Source organism: Amycolatopsis circi (genome assembly GCF_003385235.1).
Lineage (GTDB): Bacteria > Actinomycetota > Actinomycetes > Mycobacteriales > Pseudonocardiaceae > Amycolatopsis > Amycolatopsis circi.
In genome coordinates this window covers 12,755-27,553 of the sequence record NZ_PQIA01000010.1, presented here as the reverse complement: position 1 = coordinate 27,553, position 14,799 = coordinate 12,755, and the positions used below count along the sequence as shown (strand labels likewise).

Below are 14,799 nucleotides of genomic sequence, written 5' to 3'. Positions count from 1 at the left end.
TTTCTGAGCCGGGCGGGGCTTTTCCGGGTTGGCGGGCGCCGCCGGGCGGGTACACAGCTTCCGCACGGACGACGGCAAGGAAAATCTCAGGTACCGGGTGTTTGCTGAGCTGGCGGAGGGTCACGAGACGCAGGAGCGGACCATGAACGAGCAGGAGCGCGGCGGGCAGGACCAGGGACAGCCCGGCTACGGCGGACAGGCGTATCCCTACTCGCCGGGAGCGGAGCAGCCGTACCAGCAGGGCTGGGGACAGCAGCAGGCTTGGGGCGCCCCGCCGCCCGGCGTGTACGGCCCGCAGCCCGGCGGCCAGTACGCCGGTCAGCCGCATCCGACGCAGCAGTTCGCGACGCCGTATCACCGGCCGCAGCGGGCCAGCCACCCGTTGCGGACCGCGGCCGTCACGGTCGGCGCGATGGCGGTCGCGGTCGCGGTCGGGCTTGGGGTCGGGCACTTCGTGTGGACGCCGTCCGCGCCGCTCGGCGTCGCCGGGAACCAGAACTTCGGCTCGATCGGCAACCAGACCAACCCGTCGAACACGGCGATCGACCCGCAGGCGATCGCGAAGAAGGTCAGCGCGGGCATCGTCAACATCAACACCGAGCTGGGTTACCAGGGCGCCGCTGCGGCGGGCACCGGCATCGTGCTCACCGCCGACGGCGAGGTGCTCACGAACAACCACGTCGTCGAGGGCGCGACCAGCATCAAGGTGACCGACATCGGCAACGGCCAGACGTACACCGCGTCCGTGCTCGGCTACGACCGCAGCCACGACGTCGCGGTGCTCAAGCTGGCCGACGCGTCCGGGCTGGCCACCGAAGCGCTCGGCGACTCGTCGTCGGTCAAGGTCGGCGACGCGGTCGTCGGCCTCGGCAACGCGGGTGGCGCCGGGGGAGCGCCGATCCCAGCGGGCGGCCGGGTGACCGCGCTGAACCAGTCGATCACCGCGTCCGACGAATCGAACAGCTCGTCCGAGCAGCTGAAGGACCTGATCCAGGTCGACGCCAACATCCAGTCCGGCGATTCCGGCGGCCCGCTCGTGAACGCGCAGGGCCAGGTCGTCGGCATGGACACCGCGGCCTCGGCCGGATACCAGTTCAACGGCGGCGGCGGACGGCGCAGCCACGGCGGGCTCGGCAACGGCTTCCCCGGCGACAACTCCCAGGGCGACTCGCAGGGTGATGGCTCGCAGGGCACCGGGTCCCAGGGCAACGGCTCGCAGGGTTCCAGCGGGAACCAGGGCTTCGCGATCCCGGTCAACCAGGCGATCTCCCTCGCGCACCAGATCGTCGGCGGCACCGGCTCCGACACTGTCCACATCGGAAAGAGCGCGTTCCTGGGCGTGACCGTCAGCGATGCCGGACAGCAGCAACAACAACAGCAGCAGCAGCAACAGGGCGGATCCGGCTCAGGCGCGGCGATCCAGCAGGTCGTCCCGGACGGCGCGGCCGCGAAGGCGGGCCTGGCGGCGGGCGACGTGATCACCGCGGTGGACGGCAAAGCAGTCGACTCGCCCACCACGCTGACCACCCTGATGGACCAGCACCACCCGGGCGACAAGCTGACGGTGACCGTCGTCGACCAGACCGGTCAGCAGCAGAACGTCACCGTCGTGCCCGCCGAAGGCCCGGTGGGCTGACGTGCCGGGTTATCCGGACGGCTGGCTGATCAGTCGTCCGGATAACGCGTGTCCAGCGAAACTTCCTCCCACGCCGCGAGATCGGCGAGCTGCTGCTCGAGCTTCGCCCGGATCCGGTTCACCGCCTCGGGCCCGAGCGGCAGCCGCAGCGGCGCGTCCGGAGTGTCGACCAGCTTGAGGATGGCCTCGGCGGCCTTCGCCGGATCGTTCGGCTGCGCGCCGTCCTGAGCGGAAAAGCGTTGGCGCAGCAGGCCCGCCGGGGTTTCCCGGTAGTCGTCGATGGGTTCGGCAAACGTCATCGACCGCCCGGCGAAATCCGTCCGGAACGGTCCCGGTTCCACCAGGCTCACCCGGATCCCGAGCGGCGCCACTTCCCCGGCGAGCGCCTCGGACATCCCCTCCAGCGCGAATTTCGACGTCGCGTACAGCGCGTGCCCCGGGTTCCCGACCACTCCGCCGACCGACGACAACTGCACGATGTGCCCGCTGCGCTGCGCCCGCAGATGCGGCAACACCGCGCGGGTGACGTTGAGGACGCCGAAGACGTTGGTCTCGAGCACCTGCCGCGTCTGCGCGTCGGTGAGTTCTTCGAGGGCGCCGACCAGCCCGCGCCCCGCGTTGTTGACCAGCACGTCGATCCGCCCGTACTCGCCGATCGCCGCGCTCACCGCCGCTTCCACCGACGCCGGATCCGTGACGTCCAACCTCGTCGTGAAGGTATCCAACTCTTTGAGCGCACTCGTGTCGCGAGCCGTGGCCACGACCTTTTCGCCGCGCGCCAGCACGGTTTCCGCGAGCACGCGGCCGAACCCGCTGCTCGCTCCCGTGATGAACCATACGCGTCCGGACATGCGGACCTCCCCAGGACCAGGTACCTTGATACTCAAACCAAACTACCTTGAACTTCGAGGGAGTGTCCAGTTGGACTCAGTGGGGGAGGGCCTGTCCGCGTGGCTGGCCGTGATGCCGGACGGCGTGGACGAGCAGGTCGAAGCGGCCCGGCAGCGGATCGGCCGCCTGTCGCGGCAGTTCGAACAGGTGCTGCGCGGCGTCGCGGAGGAATACGGCTTCAGCACGGGGGATTGGCAGGCGCTGTCGGTTTTGCACCGGTCCGGCCGTGCGGCGGTGCTGACGCCGAAAGAACTGGGCGACCGCCTGGGCGTCACCTCCGGCACCGTCACCGTCCGCATCGACCGCCTGGAACGAGCCGGCCTGGTAGAACGCGTCACCGCGACCGCCGACGGCCGAAGCCGCCCGATCCGGCTGACCCGCAAAGGCCGAGCCCGCTGGGCCGCCGCCACAAAAAAACGCACTGAACGCGAGCAAGCCCTGTTCACGTCGGCCCTGGGCGCGGACAGCCTGTCCGAGCTGAACGCCCTCTTGGCCCGCCTGCTGACCCGCTTCGAGACCGAGTTCGGCCCGTCCTCCCCGCACGATGCTCTCCGGCCGGAGTGACTTCGCAGTTTTTTGTCGGTGGTCGGGGCTAGCGTGAGCGGTACCTGACTGGAGGGGAGATCCGATGACCACTCTCAACGACCGCCCGAACACCGCACTGCTGGTCGTCGACGTGCAGAACGGCGTCGTCGAAGAGGCGCACGAGCGGGACAAGGTCGTGGCGAACGTGGCCGCGCTGGTCGAGAAAGCACGGCAAGCCGAGGTCCCGGTGGTGTGGGTGCAGCACGCCAACGAGGAGCTGCGGAAGGGCAGCCCCGAATGGGACCTGGTCCCGGAGCTGACGCGCTCGCCCGCCGAGCCCTTGGTGGAGAAGCTCTACGGGGACTCCTTCGAAGACACCACCCTGGAGTCAGTCCTCGCCGATTTGCGGGTAGGCAGCCTGGTGGTGAGCGGAGCCCAGACGGACGCCTGCGTCCGCTCCACCCTGCACGGCGCCTTCGCCCGAGGCTACGACGCGACCTTGGTGAGCGACGCCCACACGACGGACGACCTCACCAAGTGGGGAGCACCGCCGCCGGCGCAGGTCATCGCGCACACGAACCTGTACTGGAACCACCAGACCGCCCCCGGCCGCACCGCGGGAACGGTCTCGACGGAGGAGGTCGCCTTCAAACCCGGGGCGTGATGGTTTCGCTCGGGGCGTGAGGTCGTCGCCTGGAGCTGGAGCCGCGCGGCCCAGTGCAATCGATCAGCGAAGCTAGGCCGACAGCCGACAGCCGTGCTGGCCGGTCGACTCCAGCCGGGCTGGGCCGAGGCGGGGTTGGCTGAGCTGGGGTGGGCTGAGCTGGGCGAGTCTGCTGGGCTGGAGTCAGCCCCGAATCCGTCGCGCGGGGCGGAGCCGAGCGTGAGACCGTCGCCGGGAGCCGGGAGCCGGGAGCCGGGAGCCGGGAGCCGGGAGCCGGGAGCCGGGAGCCGGGAGCCGGGAGCCGGGAGCCGGGAGCCGGGAGCCGGGAGCCGGGAGCCGGGAGCCGGGAGCCGGGAGCCGGGAGCCGGGAGCCGGGAGCCAGCGCAGCTCTCCGGCAGCGAAATCCGGTCGGCAGCCGAAAGCCGGATCGGCTCAGCCAGGCCAATCAGGCCCAGACTCGCCGGAGCCGGGTTCGCCTGTTCGAATCCGCCGAGGTGCCGCTCAGCGCGTCGGCGATCGACCGGCCCGACGCCGCCTCAGCCCAGCCGCCGGGATTCGCGTCACGGCGGCTCGGCTGACGGCGTCCGCAACGCGCTCGCCGGGCGACACCCCACCCGCACCGGCTTCCAGCGGAGAACCCGAGCCTCCCCAGCGAGGTCTCCCCACACGCGAGCCCGGGGGAGACTCGGCCTCTACCTCGTCGCCGCGGAACGCGCAGCGCGGCCGGACCACGAACATCCCACAAGACCGATTCAGCCACCCCGCGCAGCCCTTCTCCCAGCCACACAGCCGATCAGAACCGAGCAAGCATTTGTCCGTCACATCCCGTGAGCGAATCCCGCGTGCCCCAACCTAAAACCTCTCACTCACCGGAACCCGCACACGCACCCGCCAAACCCCGACCAACGCGCCGCCCGCGCAGAAACCCCTCTGCCACCACGGCTTTTCCCGAAACCGCCCACGGCCGAGACCGCAAACCCGCGCTCCGGTACCGGAATCGACCCGCGAACCCGCGCCCAGGGTGCCTTCCCATCCGGCGAAGCCCACCAGTTACGGTGGCGCGCGTGTCCTCGTTCCGTCCGGTGAGCGTGTCTTCGGGGAACCGGCGGATCAGCTGGGACCTCGTGCGCGGTGGGTGCGTCGTGCTGGTGCTGCTGTACCACGCGACCTTCATGAGCGTCGTCGTGCACCCTGAGCTGGGGCCGCGGCGGTTCGTGTTTCCGCATCAGATCGGGGCGAGCCTGCTGCTCGTGATTTCCGCGTACTTCGCCGCAGTCACCATCGGACGCAGGTCGCTCGGCCGGTACTGGTGGGGGCGGATCGCGCGGTTGCTGCCGCCGTTCCTCGCGGCCGTCGTGGTGATCTACTTCGCGCTGCGGTACCTCTCGCCGCCCGGCTGGTTCAGTCCGCGGTTCGGCGACCTCGTCGGCAATCTCCTGATGCTCTGGAACTGGAAACCGGCCGTCTACCCCTTCCTCGACGGTTCCCACTGGACGATTCCCCTCCAGCTCATGGCGTTCACCGTCGCCGCGCTGCTCTACCGCGGCAGCTGGGGCCACGGCCGCAAGTTCCGCATCCTGATGTGGACCATCCTGCTGGTCCCGCTCGCGCAATGGCCGCTGCGCGTCGCCGGTCCGCCCGAGTGGTACCGCGTCGTCGTCGACGGCTTCGGCTTCCACCGCTGGCACCTGTTCGTCGCGGGCATCGCGGTCCGGCTCTGGACGACGAAACGCTTCTCCACGACGGAATTCGTACTGCTGGAAGTCCTCTGCGTCACCGCGCACGCCCTGCACGGCTCGACCGTCACGCCCGCCGGGATCAACATCGAATGGGGCTCGACGATCGGCATCGCGGTCGGGATCGCGGTGATCTCGCTCGCCGCCGCGGGCCCGGACTGGAACCGCTTCCTCCCGCAGTTCGTCCAGCGCGCGATCACCTGGTTCGCCGGAGTCTCCTACGGCGTCTTCCTGATCCACCAGGCCATCGGCTACCTGGTGCTGCACTGGCTGTCCGGCCTCGGCCTCGACCCGCTGCTGCAAGCCGCCGGGATGATCGCCACCGGCATCGTCCTCGGCTGGGCCCTCACCCGCCTGGTCGAACGCCCCGCCCACCGCTTCCTCCTGCGCGGCTACGACTCCTGGACCGCCCGCCGACGCCCCGACGACGAACCGGCCCCGGTCACCGCCGGAAAGCCCTGACGGGAACCGCCCGGAGCGTCCTGATCCGGGGCGCTCTGGTGCAGGTACCGCAACGCGCACCCGGAAACTCGGCATTCCGGCGCGGCAGCAGCATGCAATCCTGGTTTATGTCCGGATCATCTCCGCGACTCCATCGCTGTCGAGCGCGAGATCCACTACCAAGGGGCGAAACCGGAGGGCGTCTGGCCTCGCTTGACCGGGTCGACGCTCGAACTCGACGGCGCGTGCGGAAACCACTGCGTCGTCTCCTACCCCGTCACCTTGCCCGACCGGACAGCGGTGACCGGGAAGAGGGGAGCGGGCGAATTCGAGGCAGGCAAGATCGGTTCGCTGGACCTGACGATGCCCGCGGGCAGGATCGCTGTTCAGGACTCCGCCGGGCCGGTCAAGGCCGCGACCACCGTCGGCGAAGTGGACCTCGCCCTGAGCGCGGCGGCGGGCGCCACTGTCAGGACCGACGTGGGCGCCGGGGCGCTCACGGTTCCGGGCGCGGACTACGCGGTGTCGGCGAAGACCTCGGTCGGCGAACGGAGCGGCACGCTCCCGGACCGGCCGACCGGCGCACATCGCATCGAGATCAGGTCCTGCGCCGGGCAAATCCGGCTCGACTCCCGCTGATCCGGCCGCAACCGGGCGACGGGCACCGCGCCCGGCGGGCAATCAGTCCCGGCGACCAGCGAACGGGCCTTCTCGCCCCTGACGAGGATGAGCCGACCGCACAAAGCCAGGTGCTCGATCGCGCCGGAGACCAGCAAGGCGACGGACCGGCGGTCGTGCTGCGGGTGCGGCGCTCGTTCGCCCCGAATCGACGGCAACCGCTCGCCCGGGCGCGGGCCAATACCGTCATTCCACTGTGGACACTCCGGCGACCCGGGAATCCCCGCCCGACTTGGCGGCGCGAGCGCACTCCTCACAAGGCGAACGCGACAGACCGCACCACCAGCGCCGCCACGAACACCACCGTGAACGCCAGATCGAACGCCACCCCGCCGGTCCGGATCGGCGGCAGCACCCGCCGCACCGGGGCGATGACCGGCTCGGTCGCCCGGTGGGTGATCCGGCGCGCCTGCCCGAGCCACGCGGGCCCCGTTGCGACCACGCGCGTCCAGTCCAGCACCATCCGCGCCACCAGCACCACGATGAACACGGTCAGGACGTGCCCGACCAGGGTCCCGATCAGGCTCATCGCACACCTCTCGTCTCCGGCGATCTTCTCACCCCCTCCAACGTCCGGCGTGCCCGCGAAGTGTCCGGTTCGCGGGATTTCTCAGTCGATTGCCAGGATCCGCCCGATCGGGTATCGAGGAGAGGACCCACGAGGAGGCGGAGTGCGCAGTGCGGCGTGGTTCGGTGCGTCCGGCCGGGCGGGGATGATCCACCGGTCGTGGATGCGGTCCCAGGGCTTCGGCCCGGAAGTGTTCGACGGCCGGCCGGTGATCGGGATCGCGGTGAGCGCCTCCGAACTCGCCCCGTGCAACGTCCACCTCGACGGCGTCGCCGAGGCAGTCAAGCGCGGCGTCTGGCAGGCGGGCGGCTTCCCGCTCGCGTTTCCCACGATGGCGACCGGCGAGACGCTCATGCGCCCCACCGCGATGCTCTACCGCAACCTGATGGCGATGGAGGTCGAGGAGCTGATCCGCGCCAACCCGCTCGACGGCGTCGTCCTCCTCTCCGGCTGCGACAAGACGACCCCGGCGATGCTGATGGGCGCGGCGAGCGTCGACCTGCCCGCCGTGATGGTCACCGGCGGCCCGATGCTCAACGGCAAATTCCGCGGCAGCGACGTCGGATCGGGAACGCACGTCTGGAAGTTCGAGGAAGAACTCAAAGCCGGCCGGATGACCGAGGAGGAGTGCTTCTTCGCCGAAGGCTGCATGGCCCGCTCGAACGGCCACTGCATGACCATGGGCACCGCCTCGACGATGGCCTGTCTCGCCGAAGCGCTCGGCATGCAGCTGCCCGGTTCGGCGACCTGGCCCGCCGTTGACGCGCGCCGCTTCGAGACCGCGCAGTCCGCTGGTCAGCGCATCGTCGCCATGGTGGAGGAAGACCTGCGGCCGTCGGAAATCCTGACCCGTGCGGCGTTCGAGAACGCGATCCGCGTCAACGCGGCGATCGGCGGGTCCACGAACGCGATCGTGCACCTTCTCGCACTGGCCGGTCGCGTCGGCGTCCCGCTCACCATGGCCGACTTCGACGAGTTGGGTCGCGCAGTTCCCACGTTGGTGAACCTGATGCCGTCCGGCCGGTTCCTCATGGAGGATTTCTGTTACGCCGGGGGAGTTCCGGTGGTGCTGACGAGGCTCGCCGAAGCCGGACTCCTGCGCACCGACATCCGCACGGTCACCGGCAAACCCCGAGAAGCCGCGGAATGCTGGAACAACGACGTGATCACGACCGTCGACGCGCCGTTCCAGCCGCCCGGCACCGGAACCGCTGTGCTCACCGGAAATCTCGCCCCGGACGGTGCGGTGCTCAAGCAGTCGGCGGCGTCGCCGGAGCTGCTCACGCACACCGGCCCGGCGCTGGTCTTCGACGCCGCGGAGGATTACCACCGTGTCGCCGACGACCCGGACCTGCCCGTCACGCCCGACACGATCCTCGTGATCCGCGGCGCGGGCCCCAAGGGCTACCCGGGCATGCCGGAGGTGGCCAACGTTCCGGTTCCGAAGAAGCTGCTCGACCGGGGGATCACCGACGTGGTCCGGATTTGCGACGGCCGGATGTCCGGCACCGGCTACGGCACGGTCGTGCTGCACGTGAGCCCGGAATCAGCGGTCGGCGGCCCGCTCGCGCTCGTCCGCACCGGCGACCGGATCACGCTCGACACTCCGGCGCGCCAGCTGACCCTGCACGTGCCCGACGACGAACTCGCCGCCCGCCGCGCGGAATGGACGCCGCCGGAAAGCCCGTACCTCAGCGGCTACATCTGGCTCTACCGCGAGCACGTCACCCAGGCCCACCTCGGCGCGGACTTCGATTTCCTGCACGGCACTCGCGGTTCCGCCGTGCCGAGGGACTCGCACTGATGCGCCGCCTAGTGAAGACCGCCGCGGGCTGGCAGGTCACCGACGGCGAATCCATCGGCGCGCTCCCGCCCGGCACCACACTCGGCTCCTTGCTCACCCTGTCCGCCTATGAATTCGTTGAAGCGCTCGCGGTCGAGCTGAAGCCAGGAGAGCCAGGCGAGCTGCGGGCGCCGGTCGACGACGACACCGAGGTATGGGCCGCCGGAGTCACTTACGAGGTGTCGCGCGAGGCGCGGATGGAGGAGAGCGGCGACGCCGACGTCTACGCGCGGGTCTACGAGGCGGAGCGGCCGGAACTGTTCTTCAAAAGCGTCGGGCATCGCGTGCGCGGGCCAGGCGAGCCGATCGGCGTGCGGGAAGATTCCACTTGGGACGTTCCGGAACCCGAACTAGCGTTGATGTGCAACGCAAACGCGGAGATCGTCGGCTACACGATCGTCAACGACGTAAGCTCGCGCAGCATCGAAGGCGAGAACCCGCTGTACCTGCCGCAGGCCAAGATGTACCGCGGCTCGTGCGCGGCCGGGCCGTGGATCGTGTCCGCTCAAGAGATCCCGGATCCGTACGCGCTCGGCATCACCGTGGAGATCCATCGCGGCGGAGAACTGCGCTGGGCAGGGGAGACTTCCACCGCGCGGCTCCATCGCAGGCTCGCGGATCTGGTGTCGTGGCTCTATCGCGGCGACGTTTTCCCGCGCGGAGCCGTCCTGGCCACCGGTACATCCGCTGTTCCCGGCCCGGACGTCACGCTCGAGGCAGACGACGAGGTCACCATCATGATCGAGGGCATCGGCACCCTCCGGAACCCGGTCCGGCGCGGGCTCTCCGCCTGACCTCCCCTTGACGCGGCCACGCGCGTTCGGCTATTCAATCTCAGTTCACATATCTGTGATGTATTCATATCCTTGAATGGAGTTGCGGTGCTGCCTCCTTCCCGGTCTTCCCGTCCGCGTCGTATCGCGGCGGTCCTCGCGACGGTCGCGGGCCTGCTCGCGGCCACCGCCGGGGCGGCGACCGCCGCGCCCGCGCCGAATTCGTGTTCGTTCGTCTGCGTACCGGACCCGGTGGTGCTCGACGGCCTGCACCTGGCAGGCAACAAGATCGGCCTGATGGCTGGGAATCCGACGCTGCGCACGTCGCTGTCGAATCTGCTGAAACAGGCCGACGACGCGCTGGCCAAGGGCCCGTGGACGGTTGTCGACAAGGAGCGCGTCCCGCCGAGCGGCGACAAGCACGACTACCTGAGCCTCGCCCCGTACTACTGGCCCAGCCAGCCGAAAACGCCGGAAAACCCGCAGGGCTGCCCGTACGTCGACCGCGACGGCGAGGTCAACCCCGAGATGAAGAACGTGCCGGACAAGGCCGAACGGCTCGTCGCGTTCAACTCGATCTACCAGCTCTCGCTCGCCTGGTACTACACCGGCAAGGCCGAGTACGCCCGGCGCGCCGCGCTCGACCTGCGCACCTGGTTCCTCGACGCGGCAACGAAAATGAACCCGAACCTGAACTTCGCGCAGGGCATCCCGTGCAAGACCGACGGGCGGGGGATCGGCATCATCGAGTTCTCCTACACGTTCACCCAGGTCCTCGACGCCGCCCGGATCCTGGAAGCGGGCGCGCCCGGCTGGACGAAGGCCGACGGGAAAGCGTTCCGCGGCTGGTCCACGGATTTCCTGACCTGGTTGCGCACCAGCAAGAACGGCACCGACGAGGCGAAGGCGACCAACAACCACGGCACCTTCTACGACCTGCTCACCGCGGCGACCGCGAGCTACGTCGGACAGCGCGACCTCGCCCGTCAGATCGTCCGCGACTCCGGCAAAGCCCGGATCGACCACCAGATCGCCGCGGACGGCGGCCAGCCCGAGGAGTCGACCCGCACCCGGACCTACCACTACCACACGTTCAACCTGGTCGCGCTGACTCGGCTCGCGCAGCTGGGCAAGCACCTGGGCGTCGACCTCTGGTCGTACCGAAACCCCCAGGGCGGCAGCATTTTCGCCGCGGTCGACCACCTGCTGCCCGCGGCGACCGGTGCGGCACCGTGGCCGTTGCCGGACATCCATTTCATCCAGTACGCCGCCCTCGACAGCGTGCACGCCGCGGCCGACGCGGGCGACTGGAAGGCCCGGGCCGCGGTCGGCCGCATCCCGGCCCCGCCCGGCGGCGACCTGTTCCCGGTGCGCCCGGCGGCCGAGCAGCTGGACGACGTTTCCACCACCTGACCCCGGTTTTCACCCGGACGCGGCACTCGCCGCGTCCGGGCTTCCGGCACCGGTCGTGGAACGATTCAGAAAGACCGATTCGCCGGAACGGGAAAGGGAAACGCCGTGATCAAGACCAGCCGGAGCAACGGCTCCGGGTCCCGGCGGGTGACGTTCGTCCTGCCGCTCGACACCCCGCCCGGCCCGGTGAGCGTGGTCGGCGACTTCAACGACTGGCAGCCCGGCCGCCACGAACTCCGCAAACGCTCGAACGGCACGCGCTCGGCCGCGGTGGAGGTCCCGCCGGGCGCCCGGCTCCGCTTCCGTTATCTGGCTGACGGCGGCCGGTGGCTGGACGACCCGGACGCCATCGCCCGTGATGGGTGCGACTGCCTGTACGTCGCGGACTGACCGGGACCTGCTTGGCGTCAACGCCCGGCTCCGCTTCCGCTGCCTGGCTGACGGGGTCCGTTGGCTGGACGGCCCGGATGCCACCGCTCGTGACGGGTACGACTGTCTGTACGTCGCGGACTGACCGGGACCTGCTTGGCATCAGCGCTCGGCTCTGCTTCCGTTATCTGGCTGACGGGGTCCGTTGGCTGGACGGCCCGGATGCCACTGCCCGTGACGGTGCGACTGCCTGTACGTCGCGGACTGACCCGGACCGTCTCGGCATCAGCGCTCGGCCAGGCAAGGGCTACGGCGGCCGGGATTCACGCAAACGGGCGGGGTTTCAGTCTTGCTCGGCGAACGGCCGGTGCGTGCCTGGGCCGCGTGGCCCGGGCGATCGCGCGGCAGGGCGGGGTTTCCGGCGGCTGGCGCTCGCTGCGAGGCAATGACCTGCTCTGCGAGCGGCTTGTGCGGCGACAAAGGCGGCGTGGGCCAGGCCATTGCGCGGCCGTTCGCGGGCACCGGGCAGGTTCCGACGGCGAGCGCCCGCCCCGGAGCAACGTTCTGCCCGGCGAGGACCCGGTGCCGTCAGCCGGGCGTAGCAGGCACCTGCACCGCCATTCGCGGGCGAGGCGCCTTGCCCGGCAACGCTTGCCCTCCAGTTCCCGCGGCAGCGGAAGCCGGGCGGCAATTCGCCGGGGTTCGCGCTGCCGGACCCCTCCCTGACGTTTCGTGAGTGTTGATCCCGGTTAGAACCGGGATCAACACTCACGACACCTGAGCAGGCCCCCGGCGAGACCCGCGGCGTCGGCGGCAGCGGAAGCCGGGCGGCGTTCCGGCGGCGGGTCCTCGCCCGGGTCTCGTGCGCGTCTATGCCGGTTAGAACCGGCACCAGCACTCACGAGCCCTGAGTCGCACATCACCCCGCCCTAGTTTTGGAGCACCTGCTCCATTACCCTCGAACCCATGCCCCGCCCCCGGATCCACGACCCCGAGCTGATCCTCGACGTCGCCGAGCGCCTCATCGCCGACACCGGCCCCGAAGCGCTCACCGTCCGGCGGCTGGCCCAGGAAGCGGGCGTCCCGAACAGCACGATCTACCACACCTTCACCAACCTTCCCGCCCTGATCGGCCGGACCTGGCTGCGAGCCGCCACCTTCTTCCTCGACGAACAAGAGCGGCTGGTCAACGAAGCCGCCGACCCGATCGAAGCGGTAGTCGCGGCAGCCGACACTCCCGCTGTAGTCGCCGACGCCCGCCCGGACGCCGCGCGGATGGTGATCGCCGTCCCGTCAAAGCGCGTGCTGGGCCCGCAGCTTCCCGACGAACTCGCGGAAGCCTTGCACGCCTTGGACAAACGCCTCGTCCGCCTCATGGTCCGCCTCGCCCGTCAGCTCTGGGACCGCGGCGACGGCCAAGCCGTCGAGGTCATCACCGCCTGCGTAGTCGACCTCCCGACCGCCCTGCTCCGCCGCGAACTCGCGACCGGACCTGCCAGCGCGGACAGTCGCGCCCGGCTGGCCGCGGCGGTCCGCGCCATCCTCGCCCTGGAACCACCGAAGAAGTCCAGAAAGGACTGAAATGCCCACGCTCACCACCACCGGCGCCGTCCACGTAATCGACTTCGGTACCGACGAAAACCGTTTCGCCCCAACGTGGCTCGAAGAAGTCCACACTCACCTCGACACGGTCACCGCGGGCAAGGAACCCGCCGCGCTCGTCACCATCGGCAGCGGCAAGTACTACTCCAACGGCCTCGACCTCGACTGGTTCACCAGCCATCCCGAAGAGGCGGGCAAGTACGTCACCAGCATCCACGAACTCCTCGCCCGCGTGCTCGCGCTGCCGGTCCCGACGATCGCCGCGGTCAACGGGCACGCCTTCGGCGGCGGCGCGATGCTCGCGATGGCCCACGATTTCCGTCTCATGCGCGAGGACCGCGGCTACTTCTGTTTCCCCGAAGCCGACATCAACCTCCCGTTCACCCCGGGCATGGCCGCGCTCGTCCAGGCGAAGCTCACCCCGGCCGCCGCCGTCGCGTCAATGACCACCGGGGGCCGTTTCGGCGGTCCGCAAGCCAAAGCGCTCGGCCTGGTCGACGGGACCGCCGCGCTGGAAGACCTGCAAGCCGCGGCGATCGAACGGGTCGCGCCGCTGGCGGGCAAGGACCGCGGCACGCTCGAAGCGATCAAGTCCACTATGTTCGGTCCGGCGCTGACCGCGTTGCGGGAGGCGGGGAACTGATCAGGTAGGCTCGCGTACGCGCGGCGGTGGGGCTCGCCGCTCCGGGAATCTCCCGGACAACCGCGGCCGAGGCCGCCAACAGTCCCTACTCGAACGGTGACCCATGCCCGTGGAGTAGGAGAAGACTGTGCCTGAAGAACCACTCGACCCCGACGTTGATCTCCGGGATCCCGTGCAGCAACGCGAACTCGTCCGGCACCACGTGTCGGTGCTCGGCGTGATCGCGCTCGGCGGCGGGCTCGGCGCACTGGCCCGCTACGGCCTCGCGCAGGCTCTCCCGACCGAGACGAGCGGCTTCCCGTGGGCGACCTTCTGGACGAATGTCGCCGGCTGCTTCCTCATCGGCGTGCTGATGGTGCTGGTCACCGAGGCGTGGTCGGCACACCGGCTGGTGCGGCCGTTCCTCGGCGTCGGCGTGCTCGGCGGCTTCACGACGTTCTCCACGTACGCGGTCGAAGCGCGCAATCTTGTCCAGCCGGACACCGTGCCGCTCGCCTTCGGCTATCTCGGCGGAACGCTCGCCGCCGCGCTGCTCGCCGTCCTGCTGGGACACGCGATCACCCGCAAGCTCGTCCCGGCGGAGGTGGCTGTCTGATGACCGTCCTTCTCGTTTTCCTCGGCGCCGCGGTCGGAGCGCCGATGCGGTACCTGACCGACCGGGCCGTCCAGTCCCGGCACCAGAGCCTGTTCCCGTGGGGCACGTTCACCGTCAACCTGATCGGCTGTGTCCTGCTCGGCGGGCTCGCCGGTGCCGGGACCGCGCTGCCCGCGGCGGTCTATTCACTGCTCGGCACCGGATTCTGCGGCGCGCTCACGACGTACAGCACGTTCAGCTACGAAACCGTCCGCCTCGTCGAGCGCCAGTCGTACTTCGCCGCGGCCGCGAACGTGGTCGTCAGCATCGCGGCAGGGGTCGGCGCGGCGGCGTTCTCGTACGAGGCTGTCCACGCCTTGGTCGGCTGAGCGTGCGACTTGCACAGCCGAGCTATCTAGGCTGTGCGGATCGCACGGTGACCT

15 protein-coding genes are annotated in these 14,799 nt (G+C 69.9%); 13 read left to right on the top strand and 2 right to left on the bottom strand.

Translation table 11 applies throughout. The features are described from left to right. The first annotated feature begins 142 nt into the window (after positions 1–142). Positions 143–1,636, top strand: coding sequence for a S1C family serine protease (locus D0D37_RS04910; RefSeq protein ID WP_116199312.1), 1,494 nt, complete (start codon positions 143–145; stop codon positions 1,634–1,636). Between the two features lie 29 nt (positions 1,637–1,665). Here D0D37_RS04910 and D0D37_RS04905 read toward each other — a convergent pair whose 3' ends face one another. Further along, complete coding sequence (locus D0D37_RS04905; protein WP_116199311.1) at positions 1,666–2,487, bottom strand: oxidoreductase; 822 nt, start codon at positions 2,485–2,487, stop codon at positions 1,666–1,668. A 79-nt stretch (positions 2,488–2,566) separates the two neighbouring features. Between D0D37_RS04905 and D0D37_RS04900 the strand changes: the two genes are divergently transcribed. From D0D37_RS04900 to D0D37_RS04885, 4 genes are all read left to right on the top strand, one after another. Then, positions 2,567–3,091 carry a MarR family winged helix-turn-helix transcriptional regulator gene (locus D0D37_RS04900; RefSeq protein ID WP_244223393.1) on the top strand — a complete coding sequence of 175 codons (525 nt, stop codon included), beginning with the start codon at positions 2,567–2,569 and terminating at the stop codon, positions 3,089–3,091. Between the two features lie 64 nt (positions 3,092–3,155). Then, complete coding sequence (locus tag D0D37_RS04895) at positions 3,156–3,716, top strand: isochorismatase family protein (protein WP_116199310.1); 561 nt, start codon at positions 3,156–3,158, stop codon at positions 3,714–3,716. 1,064 nt (positions 3,717–4,780) lie between these two features. After that, positions 4,781–5,914: an acyltransferase family protein gene (locus D0D37_RS04890; RefSeq protein WP_244223387.1), complete on the top strand. Its 1,134-nt coding sequence runs from the start codon at positions 4,781–4,783 to the stop codon at positions 5,912–5,914. 192 nt (positions 5,915–6,106) lie between these two features. Continuing rightward, on the top strand, positions 6,107–6,532 hold the full coding sequence (locus D0D37_RS04885; protein ID WP_116199309.1) for a DUF4097 family beta strand repeat-containing protein: 426 nt from the start codon (positions 6,107–6,109) through the stop codon (positions 6,530–6,532). Between the two features lie 292 nt (positions 6,533–6,824). On the opposite strand, the gene D0D37_RS04880 is transcribed toward D0D37_RS04885, so the two are convergent. Beyond that, positions 6,825–7,100: a YggT family protein gene (locus D0D37_RS04880; RefSeq protein ID WP_116199308.1), complete on the bottom strand. Its 276-nt coding sequence runs from the start codon at positions 7,098–7,100 to the stop codon at positions 6,825–6,827. Positions 7,101–7,242: 142 nt separating this feature from the next. Here D0D37_RS04880 and D0D37_RS04875 point away from each other — a divergent pair, with 142 nt between their 5' ends. The 8 genes from D0D37_RS04875 (at position 7,243) to crcB (D0D37_RS04830) (ending at position 14,745) form a co-directional block, all read left to right on the top strand. After that, positions 7,243–8,943: an IlvD/Edd family dehydratase gene (locus D0D37_RS04875; protein WP_116199307.1), complete on the top strand. Its 1,701-nt coding sequence runs from the start codon at positions 7,243–7,245 to the stop codon at positions 8,941–8,943. Continuing rightward, positions 8,943–9,776 (top strand): fumarylacetoacetate hydrolase family protein, encoded by an 834-nt coding sequence (locus D0D37_RS04870; protein WP_116199306.1) that lies wholly within the window; start codon positions 8,943–8,945, stop codon positions 9,774–9,776. Before D0D37_RS04875 ends, D0D37_RS04870 begins: the two co-directional genes overlap by 1 nt. A gap of 87 nt (positions 9,777–9,863) precedes the next feature. Next, positions 9,864–11,168, top strand: coding sequence for an alginate lyase family protein (locus tag D0D37_RS04865; RefSeq protein WP_116199305.1), 1,305 nt, complete (start codon positions 9,864–9,866; stop codon positions 11,166–11,168). A 105-nt stretch (positions 11,169–11,273) separates the two neighbouring features. Next, the gene (locus tag D0D37_RS04860; protein ID WP_116199304.1) at positions 11,274–11,558 is read left to right on the top strand and encodes an isoamylase early set domain-containing protein; all 285 of its coding nucleotides are present in this window, start codon (positions 11,274–11,276) and stop codon (positions 11,556–11,558) included. Positions 11,559–12,503: 945 nt separating this feature from the next. Then, entirely contained in the window at positions 12,504–13,118 is a 615-nt protein-coding gene (locus D0D37_RS04845) for a TetR/AcrR family transcriptional regulator (RefSeq protein ID WP_116199303.1), read from the top strand. A 1-nt stretch (position 13,119) separates the two neighbouring features. After that, positions 13,120–13,782, top strand: coding sequence for an enoyl-CoA hydratase/isomerase family protein (locus D0D37_RS04840; protein ID WP_116199302.1), 663 nt, complete (start codon positions 13,120–13,122; stop codon positions 13,780–13,782). 127 nt (positions 13,783–13,909) lie between these two features. Beyond that, positions 13,910–14,377: a fluoride efflux transporter CrcB gene (gene crcB / locus D0D37_RS04835; RefSeq protein ID WP_116199301.1), complete on the top strand. Its 468-nt coding sequence runs from the start codon at positions 13,910–13,912 to the stop codon at positions 14,375–14,377. Continuing rightward, positions 14,377–14,745: a fluoride efflux transporter CrcB gene (gene crcB, locus D0D37_RS04830; protein WP_116199300.1), complete on the top strand. Its 369-nt coding sequence runs from the start codon at positions 14,377–14,379 to the stop codon at positions 14,743–14,745. The genes crcB (D0D37_RS04835) and crcB (D0D37_RS04830) overlap by 1 nt, the downstream gene beginning before the upstream one ends. The last annotated feature ends 54 nt before the right edge of the window (positions 14,746–14,799 follow it).

What these genes read in the sequence shown, in the direction of transcription:
- D0D37_RS04910 (WP_116199312.1), top strand. Translation starts at nt 143, where the DNA reads ATGAACGAGCAGGAGCGCGGCGGGCAGGACCAGGGACAGCCCGGCTAC.
- D0D37_RS04905 (WP_116199311.1), bottom strand. Translation starts at nt 2,487, where the DNA reads ATGTCCGGACGCGTATGGTTCATCACGGGAGCGAGCAGCGGGTTCGGC.
- D0D37_RS04895 (WP_116199310.1), top strand. Translation starts at nt 3,156, where the DNA reads ATGACCACTCTCAACGACCGCCCGAACACCGCACTGCTGGTCGTCGAC.
- D0D37_RS04880 (WP_116199308.1), bottom strand. Translation starts at nt 7,100, where the DNA reads ATGAGCCTGATCGGGACCCTGGTCGGGCACGTCCTGACCGTGTTCATC.
- D0D37_RS04870 (WP_116199306.1), top strand. Translation starts at nt 8,943, where the DNA reads ATGCGCCGCCTAGTGAAGACCGCCGCGGGCTGGCAGGTCACCGACGGC.
- D0D37_RS04845 (WP_116199303.1), top strand. Translation starts at nt 12,504, where the DNA reads ATGCCCCGCCCCCGGATCCACGACCCCGAGCTGATCCTCGACGTCGCC.
- D0D37_RS04840 (WP_116199302.1), top strand. Translation starts at nt 13,120, where the DNA reads ATGCCCACGCTCACCACCACCGGCGCCGTCCACGTAATCGACTTCGGT.
- crcB (WP_116199300.1), top strand. Translation starts at nt 14,377, where the DNA reads ATGACCGTCCTTCTCGTTTTCCTCGGCGCCGCGGTCGGAGCGCCGATG.